Genomic DNA, 24,812 nt, shown 5'->3' on the forward strand with positions numbered 1-24,812 from the left:
ATCTGCCTCTTGAAATCGTCGGTGAAATGCCTCGGGTGCTTTGGATCGGCCATCGAGCCTCCTTCCATAGGCCCTCGTGAAACTGTCCAACCTAGTGTAGCCAATCCAACGAGCCGCTCGCAGGGGTCGGGCAGCTCGACCCGCGACAGCCACGCCTCGTGGGCCTTCGTCCACGCCCTGCCCCCGTCGTACACGATTCCCTTCCTGAGCAGGAACTTCGAGAGCAGGTGCCTGGCGCGCATGAGGTCGCGGCGGCAGTCCTCGCGCGCCCGCGCCAGGTCGCGCGCCGCCTCCATCTCGGGCGTCGGCACCGCGACCTCGACGACGTTGCCCACGGCGAGCATCCTGGCCAGGAACGCGGCGTCGCGCCTGTCGTTCTTGACCCTGTCCCCGGAGGGCCTGAGCATCTTGCTCACGGCGCCGACGACGCACTCGACGCCCGCGCGCCCGAGCGACCTCTGCAGGTCGAAGCCGGTCGGGCCGCTCTCGTAGACGCACCTCGCGGGCCCCTCGAGGGAGAGGACCCACGCGGCGACGGCCGCGGGGTCGTACGCGAACGACCTCTGCGCCACCTCCCCGGTCAGGTGGTCGAGCGCCGCGGCGGCGATGGAGCGGGCGTGCACGTCGAGACCCACGCTGGTACGATAGATCATGGTCGGGACCTCCTATGAATGTGGTAGAGCCGGACTCCTACAAGACCGAGCCTAACCCACGATGCCCCGGAGAGGGCCCTGCTTCATAGAGTGAGGTCCCGATCACTCTACATATCGTCTAACTGTCACGCTTTGCGCAGCATGAGACCCTTGCGGGTTCGAATCCCCAGCGCACGTTCAAGAAAAAGCCCGTCACCGCGAGGGCAACGGGCTCGTCTCTTCAACTGGCGGAGAGCTGGGGATTCGAACCCCAGATTCCCTTGTGGGGAATACTCGCTTAGCAGGCGAGCACCTTCGGCCTCTCGGTCAGCTCTCCGGAACAGTGACGCCTATCTTAACGCACAGGCGGTTGGGAGTGCAAGGGAAATATTGGCTCCACAGCAAGTTCCGTTTTGGGGCGGACGGAGGTCTACCCGAAGAAGCCGTCATCGATCACGATGTCGCCCGCATGCTCGGCAAGCGTGTCCCACGAGAAGAGGCCGATGAGCTGCTCGGCGCCGCGCGGTGTGTCATCGGGCGTCAGCCCCGAAGCCCCCGCGAGCCGTCCCAGCAGGCGCTCCGGTGTGCCGAAGACGCGCTTGAGCTCGCCCATGTCGCAGTCGCGCTCGCGCTTGGACAGGCGCCTGCCGTCGGGCGCGACGAGCATGGGGACGTGCGCGTAGGACGGCTGCGCGTAGCCGAGGAGCCGCTGCAGGTAGATCTGCCGAGGAACCGATGGCAGCAGGTCGTTTCCGCGTACGATCTCGGTGACACCCATCTCCGCGTCGTCGACCACCACCACGAGCTGGTAGGCGAACACGCCGTCGCTGCGTTGGATGAGGAAGTCGCCGCACTCCACGGCAAGTTTTTCGGATTGCGGCCCATACACGCGGTCGGTAAACGAGATCTCGCCCGCGGGGTCGCCCGATTCGGGCACACGCAGGCGCATCGCCGCCGGGCGGAGCTGCATCTTCTCGGCGATCTGCTCGGGCGTCAGGTTGCGGCAGGTGCCGGCGTACACGGGCGTACCGTCGCTGGCGTGGGGCGCGCTCGCGGCATGGAGCTCGGCGCGCGTGCAGAAGCAGGGGTATACGAGGCCGCGCGCCTCGAGCGCGGCGACGGAATCGCGGTACAGGTCGAGGCGGTCGTGCTGGTAGATGGGCCCTTCGTCCCAATCGAGGCCGAGCCATTGGAGGTCCGCCATGATCTGCTCGGCGCGCCGGGTGTCGGCGCAGCGCGGATCGAGGTCCTCGATGCGCAGGACCATGCGCCCGCCTGCCGAGCGGACGGACAGCCAGGCGATAAGGGCCGAGAAGATATTGCCCAGATGCATGCGCCCCGATGGCGAGGGCGCAAAGCGTCCGGTGACGGGCGCGTTGCCGTCTTCGCTGCAGGGGGTTGAACGATCCATCGCTTCTTCTTTCGTTCCCGATGGCACGCACGGCCGCGGTCGAGTTGCATGGCATCGCAATGATACTCGCTTTTCGTGAACATGGCCTCTCTGGGGACGTAGCAGGAAGGCGCCATTTTTGGCGCCTTCCTGCTACGTCCCCAGAGAGGCCATGTTGAAAACGCGCCGCCTCGCAATCACATCGCGGGGCGGCGCGGTCGTGCCGTATGGCTGCTCGAAACCTACAGCGGCAGAGCGGTCATCTGGGTGTAGACGCGGGTCTGGTACTCGCGGTCAAGGTCGTACAGGCCCTTGGGGTCGCCGCCGAACAGCTTCATGTTGGTGATCATGTCGCGGGCGTTCGTCTCCTCCTCGCCCTGTTCCTTCACGAACCAGTCGAGCATCTGCATGGCGCGGATGTCGTGCGCCTCGTGGGCGACCTCGTAGCAGTGGTGGATGAGGCTTGTCACGTACTCCTCGTGCTCAAGGCCGGCCTCGAGCGGGGCGAGGTCGTTGTCGAAGGTCTTGTCGGGCTGGGCGATTGCCTTCATCGTCGGCTTGTAGTCGTTGTCCAGCAGGTAGCGACGCAGGGCCATGGCGTGGTCCATCTCCTCCTTGGCTTGGATCTCGTACCAGTTGGCGAAGCCCTTGAGGCCGCGGTCCTCGTAGTAGTCAGCAAAGGTCAGGTACAGATAGGACGAGTAGAGCTCCTTGTTGATCTGGTCCTCGAGCACCTCGGCGACCTTCTCGTTGATGGCCATGCGCGCATCTCCTTACTCGCGTGCCGCCCGGCGGACGGCTTTTACACATTCGATGAGAGTATACCCATCTGCGCGGACCCTATCGGGCAAGGCGGCTTTCGTGTACGAGACGCCGCCCTGTATGGGCGCTTGCCCGATTCATCGCGCTGTTCCGGATGCGTTCCGTCATAATGGGGCCATCGAAGCCGACCTCGTTGAAAGGTTCGCCATGCGATCGGGAAAACGTTTGCTGTGCGCGTGCGCGGCTCTTGTCATGTTGGTCTCCGTGCTGGTTGCCCGGCCCGTGCAGGCACTTGCGGATTCGTATGCTTACGGCGTCGACATTCAAGCGCAGGTGCAGGCAAACGGCGACCTCAAGGTGAGCGAATGCCGCCTGTTCGATCTTGATGACGATGCCAACGGGGTCTACTGGACCATCCCCTTCGCGCAAAACCAGCAGGGTGCAGCATCGTCGGCGGTGATCACGGGCGTGTCGGTCGATGAGCACGACGGTAACGGCCCGCATCCCTTCCAGCGCGTCGACGCGGCAGAAAACGGCCAAAACGGCGTCTACACGGTGGCAAATGAGGGCGATAGCCTCATGCTCAAGGTCTTTACGCCACACGAAGACGGCGATGCGTTTTACGTCACGGTCGAATACACGCTGACCGGCGCGGTCATGGCGTGGGCCGACACCGCCGAGCTGTACTGGCAGTTCATCGGCCCGGATTGGGAGGACGATTCTGAGAGTGTTGGCGTGCTCATCGGCTTCGCGGGCGCTGCCGGCTCCGGGGTCGCGGCGCAGGCGGGGGAGAACCTGCTGGCATGGGGCCATGGCCCCCTCGACGGATCGGTCGCCCTCGATGCCGCTGCGCCGCAGGTCAGGCTGGATATGCCCCGCGTGCAGTCGGGCGAGTTCGCCGAGGCGCGCGTCGTCTTCCCGACGGCATGGGTGCCGGCACTTGCCGCGTCGAGCGAGGAGCGCCTGCCGACCATCCTCGAAGAGGAGCAGGCGTGGGCCGACGAGGCCAATGCCCGCCGCGAGCAGGCGCGCGCCATCGTGGGCGCGGGCAGCGCGGCACAGGTGTCGATCCCGGCGATCTTCCTGGCCATCGTCAGCTATCTCAAGCTCACGCGGGGGCGCAGCCCCAAGCCTGTGTTCCAGGAGACCTACTTCCGCGATGTTCCCTCGGCCGACCATCCGGCGGTCATCGCCGCCTTCATGGAGAACGGCGATGTCCCCGACCGGGCCTTCGTGGCGACGCTCATGAAGCTGACCGACGAGCGCGTCATCGCCCTCGAGGTCCAGACGGTCGAGACCGACGGGCTGTTTGGCACCAAGCAGGAGGAACGCTACTGCCTGAGGCTTCTCGACCGTGCCGCCGCGACCGACCCCATCGACCGCGCGGCGTTGCAACTCTACTTTGGCAATGAGGCCGACGGCGTGACCGAGGTGCCGTTCGACCAGGTCAAATACCGCGCCGAACACGATGCCGAAGCCTGCAAGGAGCTTGTTGACGACTACAAGGCAGAAATCTCCGCGCAGCTGGAGCGGCGCTCGCTCGTGCAAAGTGACGGCGGGACTCTCAAAGCGACGGTTACCGGTATTGCCATCGCACTGGGCATCGCTTCGCTTCTCTTTTTCTTGTTTACGGACTTCGCCAACCTCGGTGCGTTTGCCATTTCTATCTTGCTGCTCGTAGCGGCGGCGGTGGTGGCCATGACCTATTGCGTGTATTCGCAGGAGGGCGTCGAGCTGCGTGAGCGCTGCGTCGCCCTCAAGCGGTGGCTCGAGGATTTCACCCGTCTGAACGAGGCGATGCCCTCCGATCTGATTCTGTGGAACAAGCTGCTCGTGATGGCGGTCGCGCTCGGCGTGTCCGACGAGGTCCTGCGCCAGCTTGCCGATGCCGTCCCGCGCGAGCTGCGCGAGGACCTGTACGGCGGCTACTACTACCCGGTCTACTGGTGGTGCTATCCGTACGGCAGGTTGAACTCCCCGACCGATTCGATGCGGTCGGTCCAGGCGGCGTCGCTTGCCGCCCTGGCGTCGAGCCTCGACACCTCGGGCGCGGGTATGGGTGGAGGCTTCTCTGTCGGCGGCGGAGGAGGCGTCGGCGGCGGAGGCGGCGGCACGTTCTAGCGGCATCGCGCAACGCGAACGCGCCCGCGGTCCCGATCTGGGGCCGCGGGCGCGCTGTGTTCAGTGCGAAACTCCGGGTTCAGCCGATCCGTCAGTCCGAGATCGTCATCCGGTAGAGATACATCTCGCGGGGGAGCAGGCGGCGCTCCTCCCAGCTCGCGCTGTACCGGGCGACGCGCTTCATGCCGCGCGCCTCGTAGAACTTCCAGTCGCAGGTGGTGTCGGTGCTCAGGTACGCCTGCGAGCAGCCCTGGGCAGAGAGCTCGCTGCGGGCGGCGTCGAGCAGCACCGAACCGATGCCGAGGCCGCGCGCCGTCTCGTCAACGGCAAGCAGCGTGATCTCGCTTGCCGGGTCCACGCCGCCCTCTTTGATCAGCCGGTCGGTGATCTTAACCGTTGCCGCGATGAATTCCAGATACCGGTCGAGCGCCTTCTTGTTCACGGAGCGCATCTGCGTCATGAAGTCGTCCGAGGCGCGCGCCCAGCGCCGCACCCACGCGGGATCGCGCTCTCCCGCACGCGCGAGCACGATGCCGCGCGGCACGTCGTCGACGAGAGCTACCTGCGAGAACGTGGAGCCAGAAAGACAGTACGCCAAATCGTCGCACGCCTCCAGGAAGTTGTAGACCTCCTGGTTATCGCCCGTGTGCCACTGGGCCTGCAGGATCATCGCGATGGTATCGAAGTCCGTCTCCTCAAAAGGGCGGTAGAGGACTTTCGAGACCATATTGAACCTCCGGGACAGCCGAGACGATACGACATGTATGGTTGTATCACCTGACGCGGACCGAAATATGGTGCCTTCATGGGCACCGCCCAGCGGTCGCGTTTTTCGCCAAAGCGACACGTTGTCTCGGCGAATTCTTCAAAAAGGATGCCCCATACGCACCCGCGTGCAGACCGATGCGCTACATTAGATGGGTACCCATGCGTCCGCTGAAGGCCATGACCGCTGCGGGCGCCAAGAAGAAGGAGGGGTTGCATGGCAACAGACGTGAAGATCAAGCGCGCCTTGATCTCGGTGACCGACAAGAAGTGGGTCGTCGAGTTCGCGCGCGAGCTGCAGACCGTCTATGGGGTGGAGATCATCTCCACCGGTGGTACGGCTCGTGCACTCGAGGAGGGCGGCGTCACCGTCGTGCCCATCGAGCAGTACACCGGGTTCCCCGAGATGATGGACGGTCGCGTCAAGACCCTGCACCCCAAGGTGCACGGCGGTCTGCTGGCGCGTCGCGACGACCCCAAGCACATGGCCGAGGCCGCTGAGCACGGCATCGGCATGATCGATATGGTCGTCGTGAACCTGTACGAGTTCGAGAAGACCGTGGCGAACCCCGATGTCACCTTTGCCGACGCCATCGAGCACATCGATATCGGCGGCCCCTCCATGCTTCGCTCCGCCGCCAAGAACGCCGACGCGGTAACGGTCGTGTCCGACCCCGCCGACTACGGTACGGTGCTCGCCGAGATGGCCGAGCACGATGGCGCCACGACGCTCGAGACCCGCCGTCGCCTGCAGCTGAAGGTCTACCAGACCACGGCCGCCTACGACGCCGCCATCGCGGCGTGGCTCGGCAAGCAGGCCGGCGAGGCCGAGGCCGCTCCCGCCACGCTCGACCTGCACCTCGAGAAGGTCGACGACCTGCGTTACGGCGAGAACCCGCAGCAGACGGCTGCCGTCTACCGCTTTGCCGACGACTTCGCCGGCAAGGGCTCCTCGGCAAACCCGCTGGTCGGAGCCGAGCAGATCCAGGGCAAGCCGCTGTCGTACAACAACTACCTGGATGCCGACGCCGCTTGGAACCTCGTGCGCGAGTTCGACGGTCCCGCCTGCGTGATCCTGAAGCACCAGAATCCCTGCGGCTCCGCCGTCGCCGCGGACATCACCGCCGCCTACGACGCCGCCTTCGCCTGCGATCCCAAGAGCGCCTTCGGTGGCATCATCGCCTGCAACCGTGAGGTGCCCTACGAGCTCGTCGAGCACTTCGCCGACGAGAACAAGCAGTTCGTCGAGGTCATCATCGCCCCGAGCTACACGGACGAGGCCCTCGAGCGCATGGCCAAGCGCCCCAACCTGCGCGTGCTCGCAACCGGCGGCGCCGACGGCCACGCCGACTTCGAGCTGCGCTCCATCGACGGCGGCGTGCTCGTGCAGAACGTCGACACCGTCTCCGAGGACCCGACGACCTTCACCTGCCCGACCGAGCGCAAGCCGACCGAGGAGGAGATGGCCGAGCTCATGTTCGCCTGGCGCGTGTGCAAGGGCGTGAAGTCCAACGCCATTCTCATCTCCAAGAACAACGCCGGCATCGGCATGGGTCCCGGCCAGCCGAACCGCGTCGACTCCGCGCTGCTCGCCTGCGAGCGTGCCGAGGACGCCTGCGAGCGCATGGGCTGGGAGAAGGGCGGCTTCGCCTGCGCGTCCGATGCGTTCTTCCCGTTCCGCGACAACGTGGATGTGCTCGCCGCGCACGGCGTGACCTGCATCATCCAGCCGGGTGGCTCCAAGCGCGACGATGAGTCCATCGAGGCCTGCAACGAGCACGGCATCGCCATGGTATTCACGGGCGCCCGCCACTTCCGTCACTAAGCCTTGATGTGCCCCGGCGCCTGGCGTCGGGGCCTGTTTGACATCGGGGCAGGAGCATGCCGTCCGGCGTGCGCCTGTCCCGATTCTTCTTGAGAGGAGCGGCATGTCCGACGCATTCGATAGCGACTTGTTTTCGACAGCCGAGGAGCAGCGGGCTTACGAGGAGTTCTGCGAGCAGCAGGAGCGCGCCCAGGAGTTTCGGCTCGACCAGCCGGCGCTCATCTGCCGCTGGCGCATGGCCAAGCGCACGGTACCCCTGCTCAACCGCCATATCCGCGCGCTCTCCCAACGCACGGTGAACGGGGCGCCGCTATCGCACAATATGCTGAGCTGGGCGAAGCAGCACGTCGAGTGGTCGCTTGCCGAAGGGGATTACACGGATCCCAACGGTGTGCTCATGCTGGTGATCGACACCAACGGAAACGCCGCCATGTCCGTGGGGCCCTACGAGCCGTTGAGCGAGACCTCGGCCGCGGCGCTTCGGTCGCGTGCCGAGCGGGCGCAGGAGGAGCGCGGGGAGACGGGCGTGGCACCGGAGGTGCTCTGTGCGGTTCGAGGTGGCGTTCTGCAGGTGGCGGCATCTTCCGATGAGCACCTGTGCGGCGCGATGACCTTGGTGGAGCAGCTGGCTGCGACCTGCGGGCACGACATCGTGCGGGCGGGTGCCGAGATGCCGGCCGACGGCGCGCTCGCGTTGGTGTCCGATGAACACGGAGTGGTGCTCGCAGCGGAATGCGAGGGATCTGCTGACCAGGACGACGTCGCCTTCCTGCGCTTTTTGGCCGGGGGCGTGGCGAAGCTCTTCTCGTAAGCGGGCAGAGGCACCCAATAATCGTACCCCGGTTAATACCCGATATATATTCACGCCTTTGGCGGGGAGGTATCGCGGCCGGTCTCCTTACATTGCTGCAACCTCGAGCGGATGCGTGACCCGCGTCGGCGAAGCGCGGCATAATGGAGACACGATTTTGGGAAAGCGAGGAGCCGCCATGCCGCTCATCTACATCGTCGAGGACGACGCCGCCATCCGCACCGAGCTCGCGCAGGTGCTCGAGCGCAACGGCTTTACGACGGCTGCCTGCACGGCTTTCGACGCCGTGGTCGACGACATCCTTGCCGCCGATCCGGACCTCGTGCTGCTCGATCTGACGCTTCCCGGCACCGACGGCCAGTTTGTCTGCCGCGACCTGCGTACCCGCTCGGACGTTCCCATCATCGTGCTCACCTCGCGCACTACCGAGATCGACGAGGTCATGAGCATGACCATGGGCGCCGACGACTTCGTGCCAAAGCCCTACAGCTCGCGTGTGCTCGTCGCTCGCATCCAGGCGCTGCTGCGCCGCGCGTCTGCAGTGCCCGAGCGCAACGCCATCGCACATAACGGCGTCGAGCTCGACCTGGCGCGCTCGCTCGCCTTGGCAAACGGCAAGCAGGTCGAGCTCACCAAAAACGAGATGCGTATCCTCGCCCTGCTCATGCGCCATGCGGGGACCATCGTGTCGCGCGAGGCCATCATGCGCGACCTCTGGGATTCCGACGCGTTCGTCGACGACAACACGCTGACCGTGAACATCAACCGCCTGCGCAACACGCTCGAGAAGATCGGCGTCACGGGATACCTGTCCACGCACCGCGGGCGCGGCTATTCGGTGTAGGTGCGCCCATGTCGTACAGTGATTATCTGCGCTCATCCGCAGCGAGCATCCTGATCGTGCTCTGCCTGATCGCGCTCGTCTGCTTCGTTCTCATCGTCTCCGGCGCGTCCTGGGCGGTGACGCTGCTGATCGCGGGCATGATCGCCCTTGCGACGATCCTGGCGAGCATCATCGATTACCTGCGTCGTCGCCCTTTCTACACCGATCTTGCCACGAGCGCCTCCGAGGTCGAGCATCCGCTCTGGATCGCCGAGATGGTCGATTGCCCCGACTTCGCCGAGGGCGCGATTACCTACCATGCGCTGCGCGCCATATCCAAGGCCGCTAACGACGACGTCGCGGCCTACCGCCGCCAGGCGGCCGACTACCGTGAGTACATCGAGACGTGGGTCCACGAGGCAAAGTCACCGCTCGCCGCGGCCCATCTTATGCTCGAGAATCTCGTGGAGTCGGTGCCGGCAACCGACGCCGCCGAGCCGGTGCTCGCGAAGGCGGACGCCCTCGAGGAGGAGCTCGACCGCGTTGAGGCCTATATCGAGCAGGCGCTGTTCTTCGCGCGGTCCGAAGCGGTCGATCGCGACTACCTGATTCGCAGCCACAGCCTGAAAGACCTCGTGACCTCCGCCATCAAGGCTAACGCCCGCGCGATGATCGCGGCGCATGTGGCGCCTCTGCGCCGCAACCTCGACCTCATGGTGTTCACGGACGACAAGTGGATGGCGTTCATCTTAGGGCAGCTCATCCAGAACAGCGTCAAGTACGCGCGCGAGGAGGGGGCGGCGATGGAGTTCTCCGGCCGCGTTGTCGGCGCGGGAACGGCAGACGAGGCGATCGAGCTTACCGTGCGCGACAACGGCTACGGTGTGCCGGCGGCCGACCTGCCGCGCGTGTTCGAGAAGGGGTTCACCGGCCAGAACGGTCGCACCGGCAAGCGCTCGACGGGCATCGGGCTCTATCTTGTGCGGCGCCTTTGCGACAAGATGGGCATCGGGGTTGCCGCCGACTCCGTCGAGGGTGAGGGGTTCAGCGTGCGGTTGACGTTCCCCAGCAACAAGATGCACTACTTCGAGGCTAATTGATTGGCAGCGAAAACAAAGGACGGGCGGCGCCTTGCGTCGCCCGTCCCCTGTTGTGCTGGCTTGTTGCGCCTGCGGCTACTTGACGACAAGGATGTCGCATTCGGTGCTGCGGAGCAGGAATGTCGAGATGGACCCGAGCAGTGCGTACTTGATGGACGATAGGCCACGCGCACCGCACATGACCAGGTCGGGTTGGATCACGTCGAGCATCTCGTCCTTGAGGGTCTCGCGGATGCGGCCGGCGCGAACGATGATCTCGACCCCGGCGATATCCTGGTTCTCCTGCGCCTCCTCGACCTGTTCGGCGATGGAGTTGCGGAACGCCTCCTCGAGCCCATTGACCAGGTCGACAGGGTAGGCGCCTGCGGACTCGAGGGCAGTGGAGTCGATCACATGCCCGATGAAGAGCTTCGCGCCGTTGTTCGCGGCGACCTTGATGGCGCGCGCGAGAACGAAGTCCTGCTGCTCAGTGCCGTCGAGTGCAACGAATACCTTGGAATACCCCTCATTCATGGTTTCCTCCTTAGGGCTTACGCGGCGCGCCGTCCGTGCGCGCGCCGCTAGGCTTCCCGCTTCGTAAAGGGTTATACCCTGCGATATACCGCATGCTCCTTATTATTCTGTGAACGCTTTCGTCTTCTTGCGCCACCCTATCGGCGCCGGGCGATAATGGGACATCACATGGGAACGACCGCCCCGCGCGAGGGGCGTTTCGCGGAGGATGCTTTGGATATCATCGAACTTCTCAAATCTGCCTTTCTGGGCGTGGTCGAGGGCATCACGGAATGGCTGCCCATCTCGTCGACGGGCCATCTGATCCTGGTCGACGAGTTCGTACAGCTCAACGTGACCCCTGAGTTCTGGAATATGTTCCAGGTGGTCATCCAGCTCGGCGCGATCCTTGCCGTATGCGTGCTGTTCTTCCACGACCTCAATCCGTTCTCGCCCTCCAAGGGCGCCGACGGCCGTCGCGAGACGTGGAAGCTCTGGGGCAAGATCGTGCTCGGTTGTATTCCCGCCGCCGCGGTCGGCATCCCGCTCGACGACTTCATGGAGGAGCATCTGTACAACTCCGTGGTCGTCGCTGGCGCGCTCATCGTCTACGGCATCGCGTTCATCGCCATCGAGATGTGGAGGGCGTCCAAGCGCCGCCGCATGATCGAGAGCGGCGAGCTTGCCGTCGGCCGTCCCGCCGGCGCCCACTTCGCCCCGCGTAGCATCGCGGCGGCAGACGACGAGGGCGATACCGACTTCGGCTCCATCACCTCGCTCGAGGACCTGTCGTTCAAGACGGCGTTCGGCATCGGCTGCTTCCAGGTGCTGTCGCTCATTCCCGGCACCTCGCGTTCCGGCTCGACCATCATCGGCGGCTTGCTGCTGGGCTGCACGCGCGCCGTGGCGTCCAAGTTCACCTTCTTTTTGGCCGTCCCGGTCATGTTCGGCGCGAGTGCGCTCAAGCTTTTGAAGTACCTGGTGCTCGACGGTGGCACCTTCGGTACCAGCGAGATCGCCATCATGGCGGTGGGGTGCCTGACCGCGTTCGTGGTCTCGCTCGTCGTCATCCGCTGGCTCATGGGCTTCGTGCGCCGTCACGACTTCAAGGGCTTCGGCGTCTACCGCATCATCCTCGGCATCCTCGTGCTCCTGTACTTCTTGGTGCTCCAACCCATGGGCATCCTGTAGCGCAGGGCGGTTTTCGACGGCCGATCGATCCGCTTCACCCGCATCCGTGCCAGGATGGCATTCTCGGGGCGCATCGAGCGCCCGGCGATGCCGTCCGGGCACGTTTTGTTTTCAATGCCGTTCGCTACCTTGCCGATCGCGCGGGCGGACGAACGCGGCTCTTCAGCCCGCGCAGGCCGCCACGGCGTGCTAGCATGTCGCTTTAATAAGGTAAAGCGACAAGGAGGTTCGTCATGCGGGCTTCGACGGTTGTGAAGGTTGCCGCGGCAACGGCGGCGGTCGCTGCGGGATCGGCGCTGGGAGCCTTGGGGGTGAAGTGCGCTGCGCGTGCGGCGGCGCTCAAACCGGCGCGACCGGCGGGCTCCCCGCTCGATGCGGGTGAATATCGCGCGGGCGACGACGCCGTCGGCAGGTTCCAGACGCTGCTGCGCATCCCCACCGTATCGCGCGACGATCCCGCGCAGGTCGATCGCGGCGCTTTCGAGCGCTGGGTGCCGACCCTGCGCCAGCTCTACCCCCGGACGTTTGCCACCTGCGACCTCACGATGATCGACGAGCTCGGCATCCTGATGCGTTGGCCGGGTGCCGACTCGTCGCTCGACCCCATCGTCATGATGGCGCATCACGACGTGGTGCCGGTCGAGGGGCAGGAGTGGGAGCACGATCCCTTTGGGGCCGAGATCATCGATGGCGAGATCTGGGCGCGCGGCTCGCTTGACACCAAATGCATCGTCGGGGCGTTCTTCGAGGCGGCGGAGTACCTGATCGCCCAAGGGTACCGACCGCCACGCGACGTGTACTACTTCTCGTCGAACGGCGAGGAGATCTACGGCCCCGCGGCGCGCGATGCCGTGGCCTGGCTGCGCGAGCGCGGCATCCACCCCTACCTGGTGCTCGACGAGGGCGGTGCCGTGGCGACCGATGTCCCGCTCGGGGTTGAGGTGCCCATCGCCATGGTGGGCGTGTCCGAGAAGGGCCATGTCGACCTGCGGGTGACGGCAACGGCCGACGGCGGGCACGCCTCGACGCCGGACGCCAACGACGCCACGCGCCTGCTGGCGCGCGTGTGCGAGCGCATCGCGGCGCATCCGGGCAAGCCGGAGTTCGTCGGCGCGGTCGATGCGACCCTGACCGAGCTCGCCAGCCGCAGCAACCCGCTGTACCGGACCGTGTTCGCGAACCTCTGGCTCACGCGTCCCGTGGTGGCGGCCATCATGGCGGGCAACGGCGAGACGGCGGCCATGGTGCGCACCACCTACGCGCTCACGCAGCTCGAGGGGTCGCCGGCACGCAACGTGCTGCCCACGGTCGCACGCGCCAACTTCAATGTCCGCGTGGCTCCATTCGAGACGGTTGCCGACGCGGTCGCGCGGGCCCGCACCCTCGCGGCGGAGGAGTGCGCGGCGTGCGGCGTGTCGCCCGACCACGTGACCATCGACATCGAGGGCGAGGCCTCCTACACCGAGCCCGCGCCCATCAGCCCGTTCGAGCGCGACCCCGCGTTCGACTACATCCACCGCTGCGTGGCCGGTGTGTATCCCGAGGCGGGATGCGCCCCGTACGTCCAGAACTCGTGCACCGACTCGCGCGAGTTCAACGAAATCTGCGAGCGCGTCTACCGCTTCTGCGGGTTCATCTACTCGGGCGAGGCTCGAACGCTCATCCATACGGCCAACGAGCGCATCGGTGTGGACGTGTACAAGCGCGGCATCGAGTTCTACGTGGCGTTCCTGCGCCATCTCGACCTGGTCGATAAGTACGGGGCGCGGTAGCGCGCCTGCGCTCAGAGGGGAAGGGGAAGACATGGCGGTTTCCAGCAAGGCGGTGCGCGCCGCGAGCAAGCTCGACTATCGAAGCGTGGCGCTCGTATCGCTCCCGTTCATGGGGATGATCAGCTTCTGGCAGGTGTACGACGGTATCGTGCCCAAGATCCTCACCGACACCTTCGGCCTGTCGGATACGCTGACCGGTGCGGTGATGGCGCTCGATAACGTGTTCGGCCTCTTCCTGCTGCCGATCTTCGGCGTGCTGTCGGACCGCTGCGGCAGCAGGCTCGGGCGGCGCACGCCTTTCATCCTGGTCGGATCGGCCATCGCGACGATCGCTGTGCCGCTCATCGCCGTGGCCGACCAGCTGGCAATCTTTCCGCTGCTTATCTGCATGATTTTGCTCGCGCTGTTCGCGATCTGTATGTACCGCACCATGACGGTGGCGATCATCGCCGACATCACGCCGCGTCCGCTGCGCACCAAGGCCGATTCCATCGAGAAGATCGTGGGCTATGCGGGCACGGGCGTCATGCTCGTGGCCATTGCGGTGATGGTCCCGAGCGTGGCGCACCCCAACTACATCCCGCTGTTCCTGCTGCAGGCCCTCTTCATTGCCGGCTCGGCCCTCATCTACGCGTGGAAGGTGCGCGAGCCCGCGCTCGTGCAGCGCATGCACGAGAAGAGCCTCGAGATGGGCATCGAGGAGTCGCAGATCGACGTCGACGATTCCCCCGAGGCGGGCGGCAAGCAGCGCATCACCGACCCCTCCGTGCGCTTCTCGGTCATCATGATCCTCGCCACGACGTTTTTCTATTACATGAGCTATAACGCGATGACCACGAACATCTCGCGTTACGCCGACGAGTTCTACGGCCTTGCGGGCGGCAGCTACGCCATCATCAACATCGTGACGATCGTCGGCGCGCTGGCGAGCTACGTGCCTGTGGCCAACCTCTCGCTCAAGATCGGGCGCAAGAAGGTCGCCATCCTGTCGGCGCTCGTCATGACGGTGTGTCCGGTCGTGCTGTGGCTGGTCCCCGGCTTCAACCCCGCGTTCTACGCCATCTTCCTCGTCATGGGCGCAGCGCTCGGCGCGGTGGATATGTGCGTCTACACGATGCTCGTGGAGAACTGCGACGCCAACAGCGTCGGCCGCTACTCGGGCTATTACTACACGCTGTCGATGGCCGGTCAGGTGGCGACGCCCATCCTCTCGGGTATCGTCATGGATGTCGCGGCAAACCAGCTGTTCGCTTACATCGCCGCCATGGGCGCCTGCATGCTCGTGTGCGTGCTGCTCACCAAGCACGGCGACGCGATCCTGATCGACGAGGTCGCACGCCGCGAGGAGGCCTTCGCCAAGACGGCCGATTAGCCGCGCGAACTCATTGCGGCTCTGGAGGGCGGGTCGCGGGTGCCGCTTGGAGTATCGGTGCCTGCTGCCCGCCCTCGGCATGCGTGTCTACGCGGGCGGCTATACTTGTCTGGCTCAAAGAAGGTTCGTCCGATGTGCCGGAGGTCGTCGATGCCGCAACAGCTACCATGGGAGAGGAACATGCAGGCCGCCCGTCAGGCAACGGGTGGGGTTCAGCAGACGATGCCGTTCGCTGCGCCCGCAGCGCCGTCTGCGCCGGAGTACGAGCAGGTTCCGCTCGATGTGTACGATGCGCCCGCGGCACCGGTGGCGCCGGCTGTGCCCAAGGTCGATATCGAGAGCCTGAACCCCGCGCAGAAAGAGGCGGTCCTCACCACCGAAGGCCCGCTGCTCGTGCTCGCGGGTGCGGGCTCGGGCAAGACCCGCGTGCTCACGTTCCGCATCGCGCATATGATCGCCGACCTCGGCGTGCGTCCGTGGCAGATCCTGGCCATCACCTTCACCAACAAGGCCGCGGCCGAGATGCGCGAGCGCCTGCAGGGCCTGCTGCCCGGCGGCACGCGCGGCATGTGGGTCTGCACCTTCCACGCCATGTGCGTGCGCATGCTGCGCGAGGACGCCGACCTGCTGGGCTACACAGGGCAGTTCACCATCTACGATGACGACGACTCGCGCCGCCTGGTGCGCGACATCATGTCGTCCATGGATATCGACCAGAAGCAGTACCCCATCAACATGATCCGCTCCAAGATCTCGGCGGCCAAAAACGCCATGATCGGCCCCGAGGAGATGGCGCAGCGCGCCGACGACCCGAGGACCGAGAAGGCTGCTCGCGTGTACGCGGAGCTGGAGCGCCGCCTGCGCGCGGCGAACGCCATGGACTTCGACGACCTGCTCGTGCGGGCGCTGGAGCTGCTGCGCACGCGCCCCGAGGTGCTCGATCGCTACCAGGAGCGCTTCCGCTACATCAGCGTCGACGAGTACCAGGACACCAACCATGTCCAGTACGAGATCGCGAACCTGCTTGCCGCCAAGTACCAGAACCTCATGGTCGTCGGCGACGACGACCAGTCCATCTACAGCTGGCGCGGTGCGGATATCTCGAACATCCTCGATTTCGAGAAGGATTTCGCCTCGGCGAAGGTGGTCAAGCTCGAGCAGAACTACCGCTCGACCGGCCATATTCTGGCCGCGGCGAACGCCGTGGTGCGCCATAACTCCCAGCGCAAGGACAAGCGCCTGTTCACCGAGGCGGGCGATGGCGAGAAGATCCAGGCGTACCAGGCGAGCGACGAGCGCGACGAGGGCCGCTGGATCGCCGCCGAGATCGACAAGCTGCACGATGGCGGCACGAGCTACGACGACATGGCGGTCTTCTACCGTACGAACGCCCAGTCGCGCATCCTCGAAGATATGTTCCTGCGCGCCGGCGTGCCGTACCGCATCGTGGGAGGCACGCGCTTCTTCGACCGCGCTGAGATCCGCGACGTCATGGCCTACCTCAAGATGATTGTGAATCCGGCCGACGAGATGAGCGTCAAGCGCGTCATCAACACGCCGCGCCGCGGCATCGGTTCGACCTCCATCGCGAAGATCGAGCTGCTAGCGCAGGAGAACCGCTGCTCGTTCTTCCAGGCCTGCGAGCTCGCGTGCGCCGAGACGGGCATGTTCTCGGCCAAGGTGCGTAACGGCCTGTCCGATTTCGTGAACATCGTCCGCGAGGGGCGCCGCATGGACGGCGAGCTCAAGGACGTCGTCGACGCCATCGTGGAGAAGGCCGGGCTCGTGCAGGCCTTCCGCGCCGAGGGCACCATGGAGGCCGAGAGCCGCGCCGAGAACATCCAGGAATTCCTCGGCGTCGCGGCCGAGTTCGAGGAGACCCACGAGGACATCGAGGGCACGCTCGAGAGCCTGGCGGAGCTGCGCGCGGCGGGCATCGCGCCCGCGGAGGGCGACGATGCGGCGGAGGATGCCGCTTCCGGCGGCACCGCGCCGCTCGGCCGCGATGCCGAGCAGGGAAATCCGCTCGATGCGCTCGCGGCGCCGCTCACCTCGGCACAGGAGGCGCTGGCTCAGCTCATCTCGAGTAACGAGATGGCCGCGGCCCCTGCCGAGCCCGCGCATGTGGCGCAGATCGCCGATGAGATCGAGCGCACCTACGGCCCGCTTGCCTGCAAGGCGCTGCCGGCGCTCCTCGAGTGGCTCGCCCTGCGCTCCGACCTCGATGCGCTCTCCGGCCAGGCGAGCGCCATCACGATGATGACCGTGCACTCCGCCAAGGGCCTGGAGTTCCCGGTGGTGTTCGTCGCCGGCATGGAGGAGGGCATCTTCCCGCACGTTGCCGGCTTTGCCGCCGCCGACGATCCGGGCAAGCTCGAGGAGGAGCGTCGTTTGGCCTACGTGGCCATCACACGCGCCCGCAAGCGCCTCTTCCTGACGTATGCCGCAACGCGTCGTACCTACGGGTCGACGCAGGCCAATCCGCGCTCGCGCTTCGTGAACGAGATTCCCGAGGGCGATATCGAGTTCTCGGGCATCGGCTCTTCGGGTTTCGAGGGCACCGGCTGGGAGAAGCGCGGCGACCGCCGGGGTACCTTCGGGTCCGGCATGGGCTCCGACATGTACGGCGGCCGCGTCTTCGGATCGTATACGCGCTCGACCGGTTCGGGCGGGGTCTCGCGCCATACGGGCATCAGCCCCGATGCGGGCCGTGCGCCCTCGACCTTCGGCAGCGGCCAGCCGCGCAAGCGCCCGAGTGCCGCTGAATCCACGGTGGTGCAGCGCCGCCCCGACGCCGTGAAGGCGGCCGAGGCCTTTGCTCCGGGCGACACCGTGAGCCACAAGACGTTCGGCACGGGCAAGGTCATCTCGGCCGAGGGCGACATGATCGAGGTGCAGTTCGACAAGTCCGGTCAGACCAAGCGCCTCATGAAGGGATTCGCGCCCATCGTGAAGCTCAGCTAAGGGCTTGGGCGCTCGCACAGCCTACCTGTAAAGGGGTATCGGGCCCGCATCGACTCGGATGATTCGTGTCGATGCGGGCCTTTGCTGTCTTTGGACATGGCCTGCGGTGCGCGCGGGGTGCGTTCGGGGTGGATGTTTGCCCGCAAAGGCCTTGGAGCCGGCGGTTTTCATGGTTCGCCTGCAGGTTCTGGATGAAAAGGCGGGTTTTGTACCGCTGCTGCCTGCGCGAGAGCTGGCTTTCGCCAGACCGCTAGCGCTTCTGCATTCCAATTGGCCTCAATAGGGCGGCAAATTGTCCGGTATGGCCGCTATTGCTGCTATTGCTCAAGAACCCCGTTCCCAGAGCGGCTGGCTATCGGGTACAAAAGTCGCATTTTCATCCAGTTCCTTCGATTGAGCCGAGAAACGAGCCCGTTTGTTCAGTTCGATTACACCTGCGGAGCCGGTTGCCGGCGGCTGGCGGCGTATCGGCGGCTCGCGGCCCACGTGGCTCGTCACTCGCGGTACCATAGGGCGTGCAGTGCGCCCCTCTTCAGGGGCGTCAGGCAGGGGAGCGAAAGGAGCCATGTCATGGCAGAAGCCGTCAAGTACTTCGTGGGCATCGACGTGGGAGGCACGTCGGTCAAGGAGGGCCTGTTCACCGAGGAGGGCGCGCTGGTCGCCCGCGCGAGCGTGCCGACGCCGCCGCTGATCAACAGCGCCGGATACGATGCGGTCGTGAGCGGCATCGACCAGCTCATGGCGGAGGCCCAGGCAGGCGCGGACAGCGTGTACGGCATCGGCCTCGCGGTGCCCTGTCCGGTTCCCGCCGACGGCGATATCCGTCTGCAGGCCAACATCCAGCTCAACGCCCCGGGCCTCATGCACGCGCTCGAGGCCCACTGCCCCAACGCGGCGGTCAAGTTCGGCAACGACGCCAACGCGGCCGCCATGGGCGAGGTGTGGCGCGGCAGCGCGCGCGGCAAGCAGAGCATGGTCATGGTGACCATCGGCACGGGCGTCGGCGGCGGCGTCGTGGTGAACGGCGACATGATTGAGGGCTTCGTCGGTGCCGGCGGCGAGATCGGCCATATGTGCCTGAACCCCGACGAGGAGCGCACCTGCGGCTGCGGCGGCAAGGGCCACCTGGAGCAGTACGCCTCGGCGACGGGTATCGTGACGAGCTATCGCGAGGAGTGCGCCAAGCGCGGCATCGAGCCCGTCGAGCTTGCCGGTCCCAGCGATTCCCGTGCGGTCTTCGAGGCCCATGCTGCGGGCGATGAGGCCGCAGCTGCCGCCATCTCCACGATGTGCGAGTACTTGGGCCGCGCGCTCGCCCTCATCGCTGCGGTCGTCGATCCCGAGGCCTTCGTGCTGGGCGGTGGCGTTTCGAACTCCGCGAGCCAGTACCTCGACGAGCTGTACGCCGCGTACCGCCGCTATGCCCTGTCCGTCTGTGCCGACACGCCGATCGAGATCGCCTCGCTCGGAAACGACGCGGGCATCTTCGGTGCGGCCTACATGGCGCTGCGTGCGGCAGAGGCGTAAAGCGGGGCGAATCCGAGCGCCCCCACACCGCGCGGCAGATAAGCTGCCGTGCGGACGCAGGCAAAATGAACTATGCTGTGTTACCCGGCGTGTATTCACGCGCCGGGTTGTTTTATGCACCGATTTGTCGTTTGGGTGGCTATGGCTCAGCAGTCTCTTTCGGCGCGACAGTCCGCGTTGGTCGGCGTCACGCTGTTCTCCATGTTCTTCGGCGCGGGCAATCTGATCTTGCCTCCGCTGCTCGGCCTGCAGGCGGGGGAGGCGACCGTTCCCGCCGCGATCGGCTTTCTGATCGCAGCCATCGGCCTGCCGGTGCTCGGTATCGTTGCCGTTGCACTCGCCGGAACCCTGCGCGACCTTACCGCACGCGTGCATCCCCTGTTCTCGCGCGTGTTCGTCGCGGCGGTGTACCTGGCCATCGGCCCCTGCCTCGCCATCCCGCGCACCTCGTCGACTGCCTTCGAGATGCTCCAGCCCCTGCTGCCCGCATCGGTTCCCGCGGGTACGGCGAGCATCGTTTTCTCCGTCGCGTTCTTCGTCGTCGCCTACGTGCTGGCCATGCACCCTGGCCGCCTGACGCGCCTGCTGGGCCGCATCACCGGTCCGGCGCTCATCGCCCTGATCGTGGCGGTGACGGGCGCCGCCCTGCTGTCAGAGGCCCCGGAGCTCGGCCCTGCGACCGCCCCGTACGATAACGGCGCGGGCATCCAGGGCTTCCTTGTGGGCTATCAGACCATGGACTTGCTCGCCTCGTTGACCTTCGGCCTGGTTATCGCCACGAATATTCGCGAGATGGGCGTGACCGAGCCCGGCGGTATCGCGCGTGAGGTCTCGCGTGCCGGCGTGCTCGCGGGCATCCTCATGGCGCTCATCTACTGCGGCTTGGCCTATGTGGGTGTGAGCACCCGCGCGATCGCACCCGACGCCACGAACGGAGCCGTGGTGCTCACGGCCTCCGCCACCCAGCACTTCGGCACGGCGGGAACCGTCGTGGTCGCCGCGATCTTCCTGCTTGCCTGCCTAAACGTGTGCACCGGCCTTATCAGCTGCTGCGGCACCTATTTTGCCGGTGAGCTGCCCCGCGTGTCGTACCGCGCCTGCGCCCTCGTCTTCGCGGCCTTCTCGTGCGTGCTGTCGAACTTCGGTCTCGATGCCATCCTCGCGTTTTCCGTCCCGCTGCTCGGAGCGCTCTACCCCATGGCGATCGTGCTCGTGCTCATGGGCATGTTCCACAGCGTGTGCGACCGCTTCCACCTCATGTGGCCCCTGGTGGTCGCCGCCACGGCGATCGTGAGCGTGGCCGATTCTCTGCGCAGCGCGGTCGCCCCCGACCTCTGGCTTCCTATCGATGCCCTGCCCTTCGCCGGCCTTGACATGGGCTGGGTCGTTCCCGCCCTGATCGCCGCCGTGCTCGGCGCGCTCCTTTCCCGCAAGCGCGCGTAGGCAGGGACCGTCCTTTTCGACGCATATTCCCATATATCTACAGCACAGTGCTATGAGATGCGAAGGAGTTCTGCCGCATGGCGGAGCGAGCACTCCCATCCGTCCGAGGGGATGGATAATGAGGGCGAAAGCCCCAGAGGGCCGCACGCCGAGGGAGAGCGAGGGCGCATGATCGAGGACTACCGCAAGGCGAGAAGGGCTGCCCAGAAGCAGGTCCAGCGCGATATCTCAGCCGGCCGCTACCCCTATCCCGTCGCGCTGAGCGACATCCTGCAGGACAGCGGCTACCAGGGCGAGGTGCCCATCGGCGTCATGGAGATCGACATGGCGCTCATAGCGGGCACGCGCACGCACGGGCGCCAGAACTCCTTCTCGCGCGGGTTCATGCCGCTGCTCGAGGACGATTCCGAGTTCGCCGCCAAGTGGAGCGCGCTGATCGATTCCCAGCGCGAGGAAGGGCTGCATGAGCCCATCGTCGTCTACGAGTACCTTCAGCGCTTCTACGTGCAGGAGGGCAACAAGCGCGTCTCGGTGATGCGCTATCTGGACATGCCGTCGATCACCGCGAGCGTAACGCGCGTGCTCCCCATGCCCTCTGACTCCAAGGAGTCGCGTATCTACCAGGAGTTTCTGCGCTTCTACCGCGTGGCGCCCATCTACGGTTTCGTCTTTTCGAACGAGGGCTCCTATGAGCGGCTCGCGGTGTTCGCCGGCCACGACCTCGACAACCCGTGGCCCGATGACGACGTCAAGACGCTTCGCTCAGCGTTCTCGAGCTTCGCCGAGTCGTTCCAGCATCGCGGGGGCGAGCGCCTGGGGATGACCGCGGGCGACGCCTTCCTCATCTACCTCAAGATCTACGGCTACGAGCTTGCCGTGTGCGGCTCTCCGACCGAGATCGCCGACCGCTTGGGGCGCATCTGGGGCGAGCTGCGCGTCTCCACGAGCCATGAGCCGATTGCGTACCTCGAGTCGCCGAGCGAGCCCCCGGCGCGCACATCGCTCATCTCGGACCTCAAGGGACTCGCGAAGAAGGCGATGTCTCCCAAACCGCTGCGGATCGCCTATATCTACGAGTTCAGCCCGTCCACATCGGGCTGGGCGGCGGCTCATGATAAGGGCCGCGTGGAGCTCGAGCGCTTCTACGGTGGCTCGGTCGAGACCACGGTCTATACCGACTGCAAATCCGATGCGGCGTTCGACCGCGCGATCGACAGCGCGGTCGCCGATATGAGCGACCTCGTGGTGACGAACGTCCCGACGCAGATGTCGCAGGCGCTGCGCGCGGCGGTCAGGTATCCGCAGCTCAAGGTGCTCAACTGCTCGGTCAGCCTCTCGCACAGCGCCGTGCGTACCTTCAGCACGAAGACCTACGAGGTCAAATACCTGCTGGGCGCGCTCGCGGCGAGCCTTTCGGACAACCACCGCGTGGGCTATGTGGCCGATTCCCCGGTCTACGGCACGGTGGCGGGTATCAACGCCTTCGCCATCGGCGCGCAGACGGTCGACCCGCATGCGACGGTCTACCTCAAATGGTATTCCGCGAAGGATTACGACTGGCGTCGCGAGCTTGCCGAGACCGACGTGCGCATCGTGTGCGCCCGCGACGTTCCCAATCCGCGCAACCCCGAGGAATCCTGGGGACTCTACCTGGTGGAGCACGACGGCACCGAGGTCCATCTGGGCGAGCCGGTGTGGGAGTGGGGCCGCTACTACGAGCGCATCGTTCAGTCCATCCGCGACAACTCCTGGCGCCGCGAGGCGGACGTGCTGCGCGACAAGGCGCTCAACTACTGGTGGGGTCTGTCGTCGGGCGTCATGGACGTGCATATCGACCCGGTGGTTCCCCTGCGCCAACGCAATCTCGTGGAGGTGTTCAAGCAGAGCCTGCTGAACGGTCAGATGCATCCGTTCGCCGGCGAGCTCAAGAGCCAGGCGGGCATCGTCCAGCCGGTGGGTTCCGCGCGGCTTGCCAGCAACCAGATCGCGCGCATGGCATGGCTGAACGAGAACGTCGTCGGTCGCCTGCCCGAGGAGCGGGAGCTGTCCGATCGCGCCTTGGACGAGGTCAGCGTGGCCGGCGTCATCCCGCTCGATCCCGCGGTGGCGGCTCAGCGCGAGGCCAAGCGATGAAGATTCTCGCCATCGCCGATGTCGAGGAGTCCTGGCTGACCGACCACTACGATCGCGAGCGCATGGAGGGCGTCGAGCTCATCATCTCATGCGGCGACCTGCCGGCACGCTATCTCGAGCACGTCGTGACGCTCGCCAACGTGCCGTTGGTCTACGTATGGGGCAACCACGACATGTCGTATGTCGAGCATCCGCCGCAGGGCTGTATCTCCATCGAGGGGCAGCTGCGCGACTTCCATGGCATCCGGATCCTCGGCGTCGGCGGGTCCATCAGGTACAACGATCGCGTCTTCGGGTTTTCAGAAAAGGAGATGCGGTCGCGCTTGGGCAAGCTCGCGCTGCTTGGCCGTGCGACCGGCGGCGTGGACATCATCGTCACGCATGCGCCGATTCGCGGGTACGGCGACATGGACGACTTACCCCATCAGGGGTTCGAGGCCTTCGACTACTACGTGGACAAGTTGAAGCCGACATACCTGCTCCACGGCCACGTGCACATGAACTACGGGCGCGTGCAGCGCTCGCTCGAGCATCCGTGCGGCACGAAGGTCGTCAACGCATACGGAGGCTATATCATCGATTACCCCGACGAGCTCATTCGCGACCGCGAGCCGTTTCTGGTACCCACGATCGGGTAGGGGGCCGGTACCTACGCCATCAGTGCGACGCTCTGGGAAAGCTCCTCGCGGCGCGCGCGGTCGAGCCCGCTGTCACAGATGAGCGCCGTGAGCTTGGACAGGCTGTAGAACGCGTAGAAGTCGCAGCGGCCGACCTTGCTGGCGTCGCAGGCGGCGTAGCGCTCCTGCGCCTTGTCGAGCACCATGCGCTGGATCTTGCCCTCGTCCATGTCGGAGGTGAACAGCGAGCCGCTCGCCACGCCGTTCGTGCCGATGAACGCCTTGTCGATGCCGAGGGGTGCCACGGCGTCCTCCGCCATGCTGCCCACGAAGCACCCGGTCTGGCGGCGGTAGAGCCCGCCGACCAGGTAGAGCTCGCATTGGTCGTTGTGCTCGAGCAGCTTGAACACGGAAAGGCTGTTGGTGACGATGCGCAGCGGTGCGGCGGGCAGGTACTCGATCATGGCCTCGACCGTGGTGCCCGCCCCTAAAAACACGCTCTCGCCCGGCTTGATGAGCTGGGCGGCGCGGAGCGCCACCTCGCGCTTCGCCTCGGTATGAAGGCGGCGCTTCTCGACATGCGAGTATTCGCGCAAAAGCGGGATGCCGCTGGATGAGAACGACTCCTTGAGCGCGACGGGCAGGCGCGCACCGCCGTAGACGCGCTCTATGATGCCGCGTTCGGCGAGCTCCTCAAGATCGCGTCGGATGGTCATCTCCGACACCTGCAGGGCGCGCGCGATGGCGCCGACCGTTGCCGTTCCGTTCGCCGTGAGGCGCTGGACGATCTGCTCCTGTCGTTCCGCTTTGAGCATGGGGGACCTCCTTAGCGCTATTTGAACATAGTCGAACAGAGTTGCGCAAGAAATTGTTGGCGGCACCTCTTTCGCCCCTGTTGTCCGACCGTTCACGGAGCCGACACGTTCGCTCAGGGCATCGCGCGCCGGATGTTCGACTTTTTTGAGGCGCATGGCTGCATAAAGACATAAAACAGCAGGTATATAGCGTAATAAAGACATAGGTCCAGGCGATGGGGCGCCGATGCCGCCTCGTCTGCCGATACCGTCGACCC

At 65.6% G+C, this 24,812-nt stretch carries 19 protein-coding genes and 1 tRNA gene; 13 read left to right on the top strand and 7 right to left on the bottom strand.

Going from position 1 to position 24,812, the window contains the following annotated elements:
* From H6A16_RS09335 to H6A16_RS09350, 4 genes are all read right to left on the bottom strand, one after another.
* On the bottom strand, positions 1-653 hold a 653-nt coding region (locus H6A16_RS09335; RefSeq protein ID WP_204618517.1), incomplete at its 3' end, for an IS110 family transposase.
* Positions 654-878: 225 nt separating this feature from the next.
* Positions 879-969, bottom strand: a tRNA-Ser gene (locus H6A16_RS09340).
* 93 nt (positions 970-1,062) lie between these two features.
* Positions 1,063-2,043: a tRNA glutamyl-Q(34) synthetase GluQRS gene (gene gluQRS / locus H6A16_RS09345; protein ID WP_204618520.1), complete on the bottom strand. Its 981-nt coding sequence runs from the start codon at positions 2,041-2,043 to the stop codon at positions 1,063-1,065.
* 221 nt (positions 2,044-2,264) lie between these two features.
* Entirely contained in the window at positions 2,265-2,783 is a 519-nt protein-coding gene (locus tag H6A16_RS09350; protein ID WP_204618522.1) for a ferritin, read from the bottom strand.
* Between the two features lie 208 nt (positions 2,784-2,991).
* Here H6A16_RS09350 and H6A16_RS09355 point away from each other — a divergent pair, with 208 nt between their 5' ends.
* Positions 2,992-4,905 (top strand): DUF2207 domain-containing protein, encoded by a 1,914-nt coding sequence (locus H6A16_RS09355; protein ID WP_204618524.1) that lies wholly within the window; start codon positions 2,992-2,994, stop codon positions 4,903-4,905.
* Positions 4,906-4,996: 91 nt separating this feature from the next.
* On the opposite strand, the gene H6A16_RS09360 is transcribed toward H6A16_RS09355, so the two are convergent.
* Complete coding sequence (locus H6A16_RS09360) at positions 4,997-5,632, bottom strand: GNAT family N-acetyltransferase (RefSeq protein ID WP_204618526.1); 636 nt, start codon at positions 5,630-5,632, stop codon at positions 4,997-4,999.
* Between the two features lie 255 nt (positions 5,633-5,887).
* Here H6A16_RS09360 and purH point away from each other — a divergent pair, with 255 nt between their 5' ends.
* The 4 genes from purH to H6A16_RS09380 all read left to right on the top strand — a co-directional run bounded on the left by purH (position 5,888) and on the right by H6A16_RS09380 (position 10,229).
* Positions 5,888-7,495, top strand: a complete 1,608-nt coding sequence (gene purH, locus H6A16_RS09365) for a bifunctional phosphoribosylaminoimidazolecarboxamide formyltransferase/IMP cyclohydrolase (protein WP_204618528.1) — start codon at positions 5,888-5,890, stop codon at positions 7,493-7,495.
* 103 nt (positions 7,496-7,598) lie between these two features.
* Positions 7,599-8,306, top strand: a complete 708-nt coding sequence (locus H6A16_RS09370; protein ID WP_204618530.1) for a hypothetical protein — start codon at positions 7,599-7,601, stop codon at positions 8,304-8,306.
* 178 nt (positions 8,307-8,484) lie between these two features.
* On the top strand, positions 8,485-9,150 hold the full coding sequence (locus H6A16_RS09375; protein WP_204618532.1) for a response regulator transcription factor: 666 nt from the start codon (positions 8,485-8,487) through the stop codon (positions 9,148-9,150).
* Positions 9,151-9,158: 8 nt separating this feature from the next.
* The gene (locus H6A16_RS09380) at positions 9,159-10,229 is read left to right on the top strand and encodes a sensor histidine kinase (protein ID WP_204618534.1); all 1,071 of its coding nucleotides are present in this window, start codon (positions 9,159-9,161) and stop codon (positions 10,227-10,229) included.
* A gap of 75 nt (positions 10,230-10,304) precedes the next feature.
* Here the strand turns inward: H6A16_RS09380 and H6A16_RS09385 are convergent, their stop codons facing one another.
* Entirely contained in the window at positions 10,305-10,742 is a 438-nt protein-coding gene (locus tag H6A16_RS09385; protein ID WP_204618537.1) for a universal stress protein, read from the bottom strand.
* A 213-nt stretch (positions 10,743-10,955) separates the two neighbouring features.
* On the opposite strand from H6A16_RS09385, the gene H6A16_RS09390 reads away from it, so the two are divergent.
* The 8 genes from H6A16_RS09390 (at position 10,956) to H6A16_RS09425 (ending at position 23,761) form a co-directional block, all read left to right on the top strand.
* A complete protein-coding gene (locus tag H6A16_RS09390) occupies positions 10,956-11,912 on the top strand; it encodes an undecaprenyl-diphosphate phosphatase (RefSeq protein WP_204618538.1) in 957 nt (318 codons plus the stop codon).
* Between the two features lie 233 nt (positions 11,913-12,145).
* Positions 12,146-13,684, top strand: a complete 1,539-nt coding sequence (locus H6A16_RS09395) for a M20/M25/M40 family metallo-hydrolase (RefSeq protein WP_204618540.1) — start codon at positions 12,146-12,148, stop codon at positions 13,682-13,684.
* A 31-nt stretch (positions 13,685-13,715) separates the two neighbouring features.
* Positions 13,716-15,056 carry an MFS transporter gene (locus tag H6A16_RS09400; RefSeq protein WP_204618543.1) on the top strand — a complete coding sequence of 447 codons (1,341 nt, stop codon included), beginning with the start codon at positions 13,716-13,718 and terminating at the stop codon, positions 15,054-15,056.
* 180 nt (positions 15,057-15,236) lie between these two features.
* Positions 15,237-18,020, top strand: coding sequence for an ATP-dependent helicase (locus H6A16_RS09405; RefSeq protein ID WP_239458323.1), 2,784 nt, complete (start codon positions 15,237-15,239; stop codon positions 18,018-18,020).
* Positions 18,021-18,590: 570 nt separating this feature from the next.
* Positions 18,591-19,547, top strand: a complete 957-nt coding sequence (locus H6A16_RS09410; protein ID WP_204618545.1) for an ROK family protein — start codon at positions 18,591-18,593, stop codon at positions 19,545-19,547.
* 141 nt (positions 19,548-19,688) lie between these two features.
* Positions 19,689-20,990, top strand: coding sequence for a branched-chain amino acid transport system II carrier protein (gene brnQ / locus H6A16_RS09415; RefSeq protein ID WP_204618547.1), 1,302 nt, complete (start codon positions 19,689-19,691; stop codon positions 20,988-20,990).
* Between the two features lie 168 nt (positions 20,991-21,158).
* The gene (locus H6A16_RS09420; RefSeq protein ID WP_204618549.1) at positions 21,159-23,123 is read left to right on the top strand and encodes a BMP family ABC transporter substrate-binding protein; all 1,965 of its coding nucleotides are present in this window, start codon (positions 21,159-21,161) and stop codon (positions 23,121-23,123) included.
* The gene (locus H6A16_RS09425; RefSeq protein WP_204618551.1) at positions 23,120-23,761 is read left to right on the top strand and encodes a metallophosphoesterase family protein; all 642 of its coding nucleotides are present in this window, start codon (positions 23,120-23,122) and stop codon (positions 23,759-23,761) included. Before H6A16_RS09420 ends, H6A16_RS09425 begins: the two co-directional genes overlap by 4 nt.
* 11 nt (positions 23,762-23,772) lie before the next feature.
* Here the strand turns inward: H6A16_RS09425 and H6A16_RS09430 are convergent, their stop codons facing one another.
* Positions 23,773-24,555, bottom strand: a complete 783-nt coding sequence (locus H6A16_RS09430; protein WP_204618553.1) for a DeoR/GlpR family DNA-binding transcription regulator — start codon at positions 24,553-24,555, stop codon at positions 23,773-23,775.
* Positions 24,556-24,812 lie beyond the last annotated feature (257 nt).

Source organism: Collinsella tanakaei, assembly GCF_016900375.1.
Taxonomy (GTDB): domain Bacteria; phylum Actinomycetota; class Coriobacteriia; order Coriobacteriales; family Coriobacteriaceae; genus Collinsella.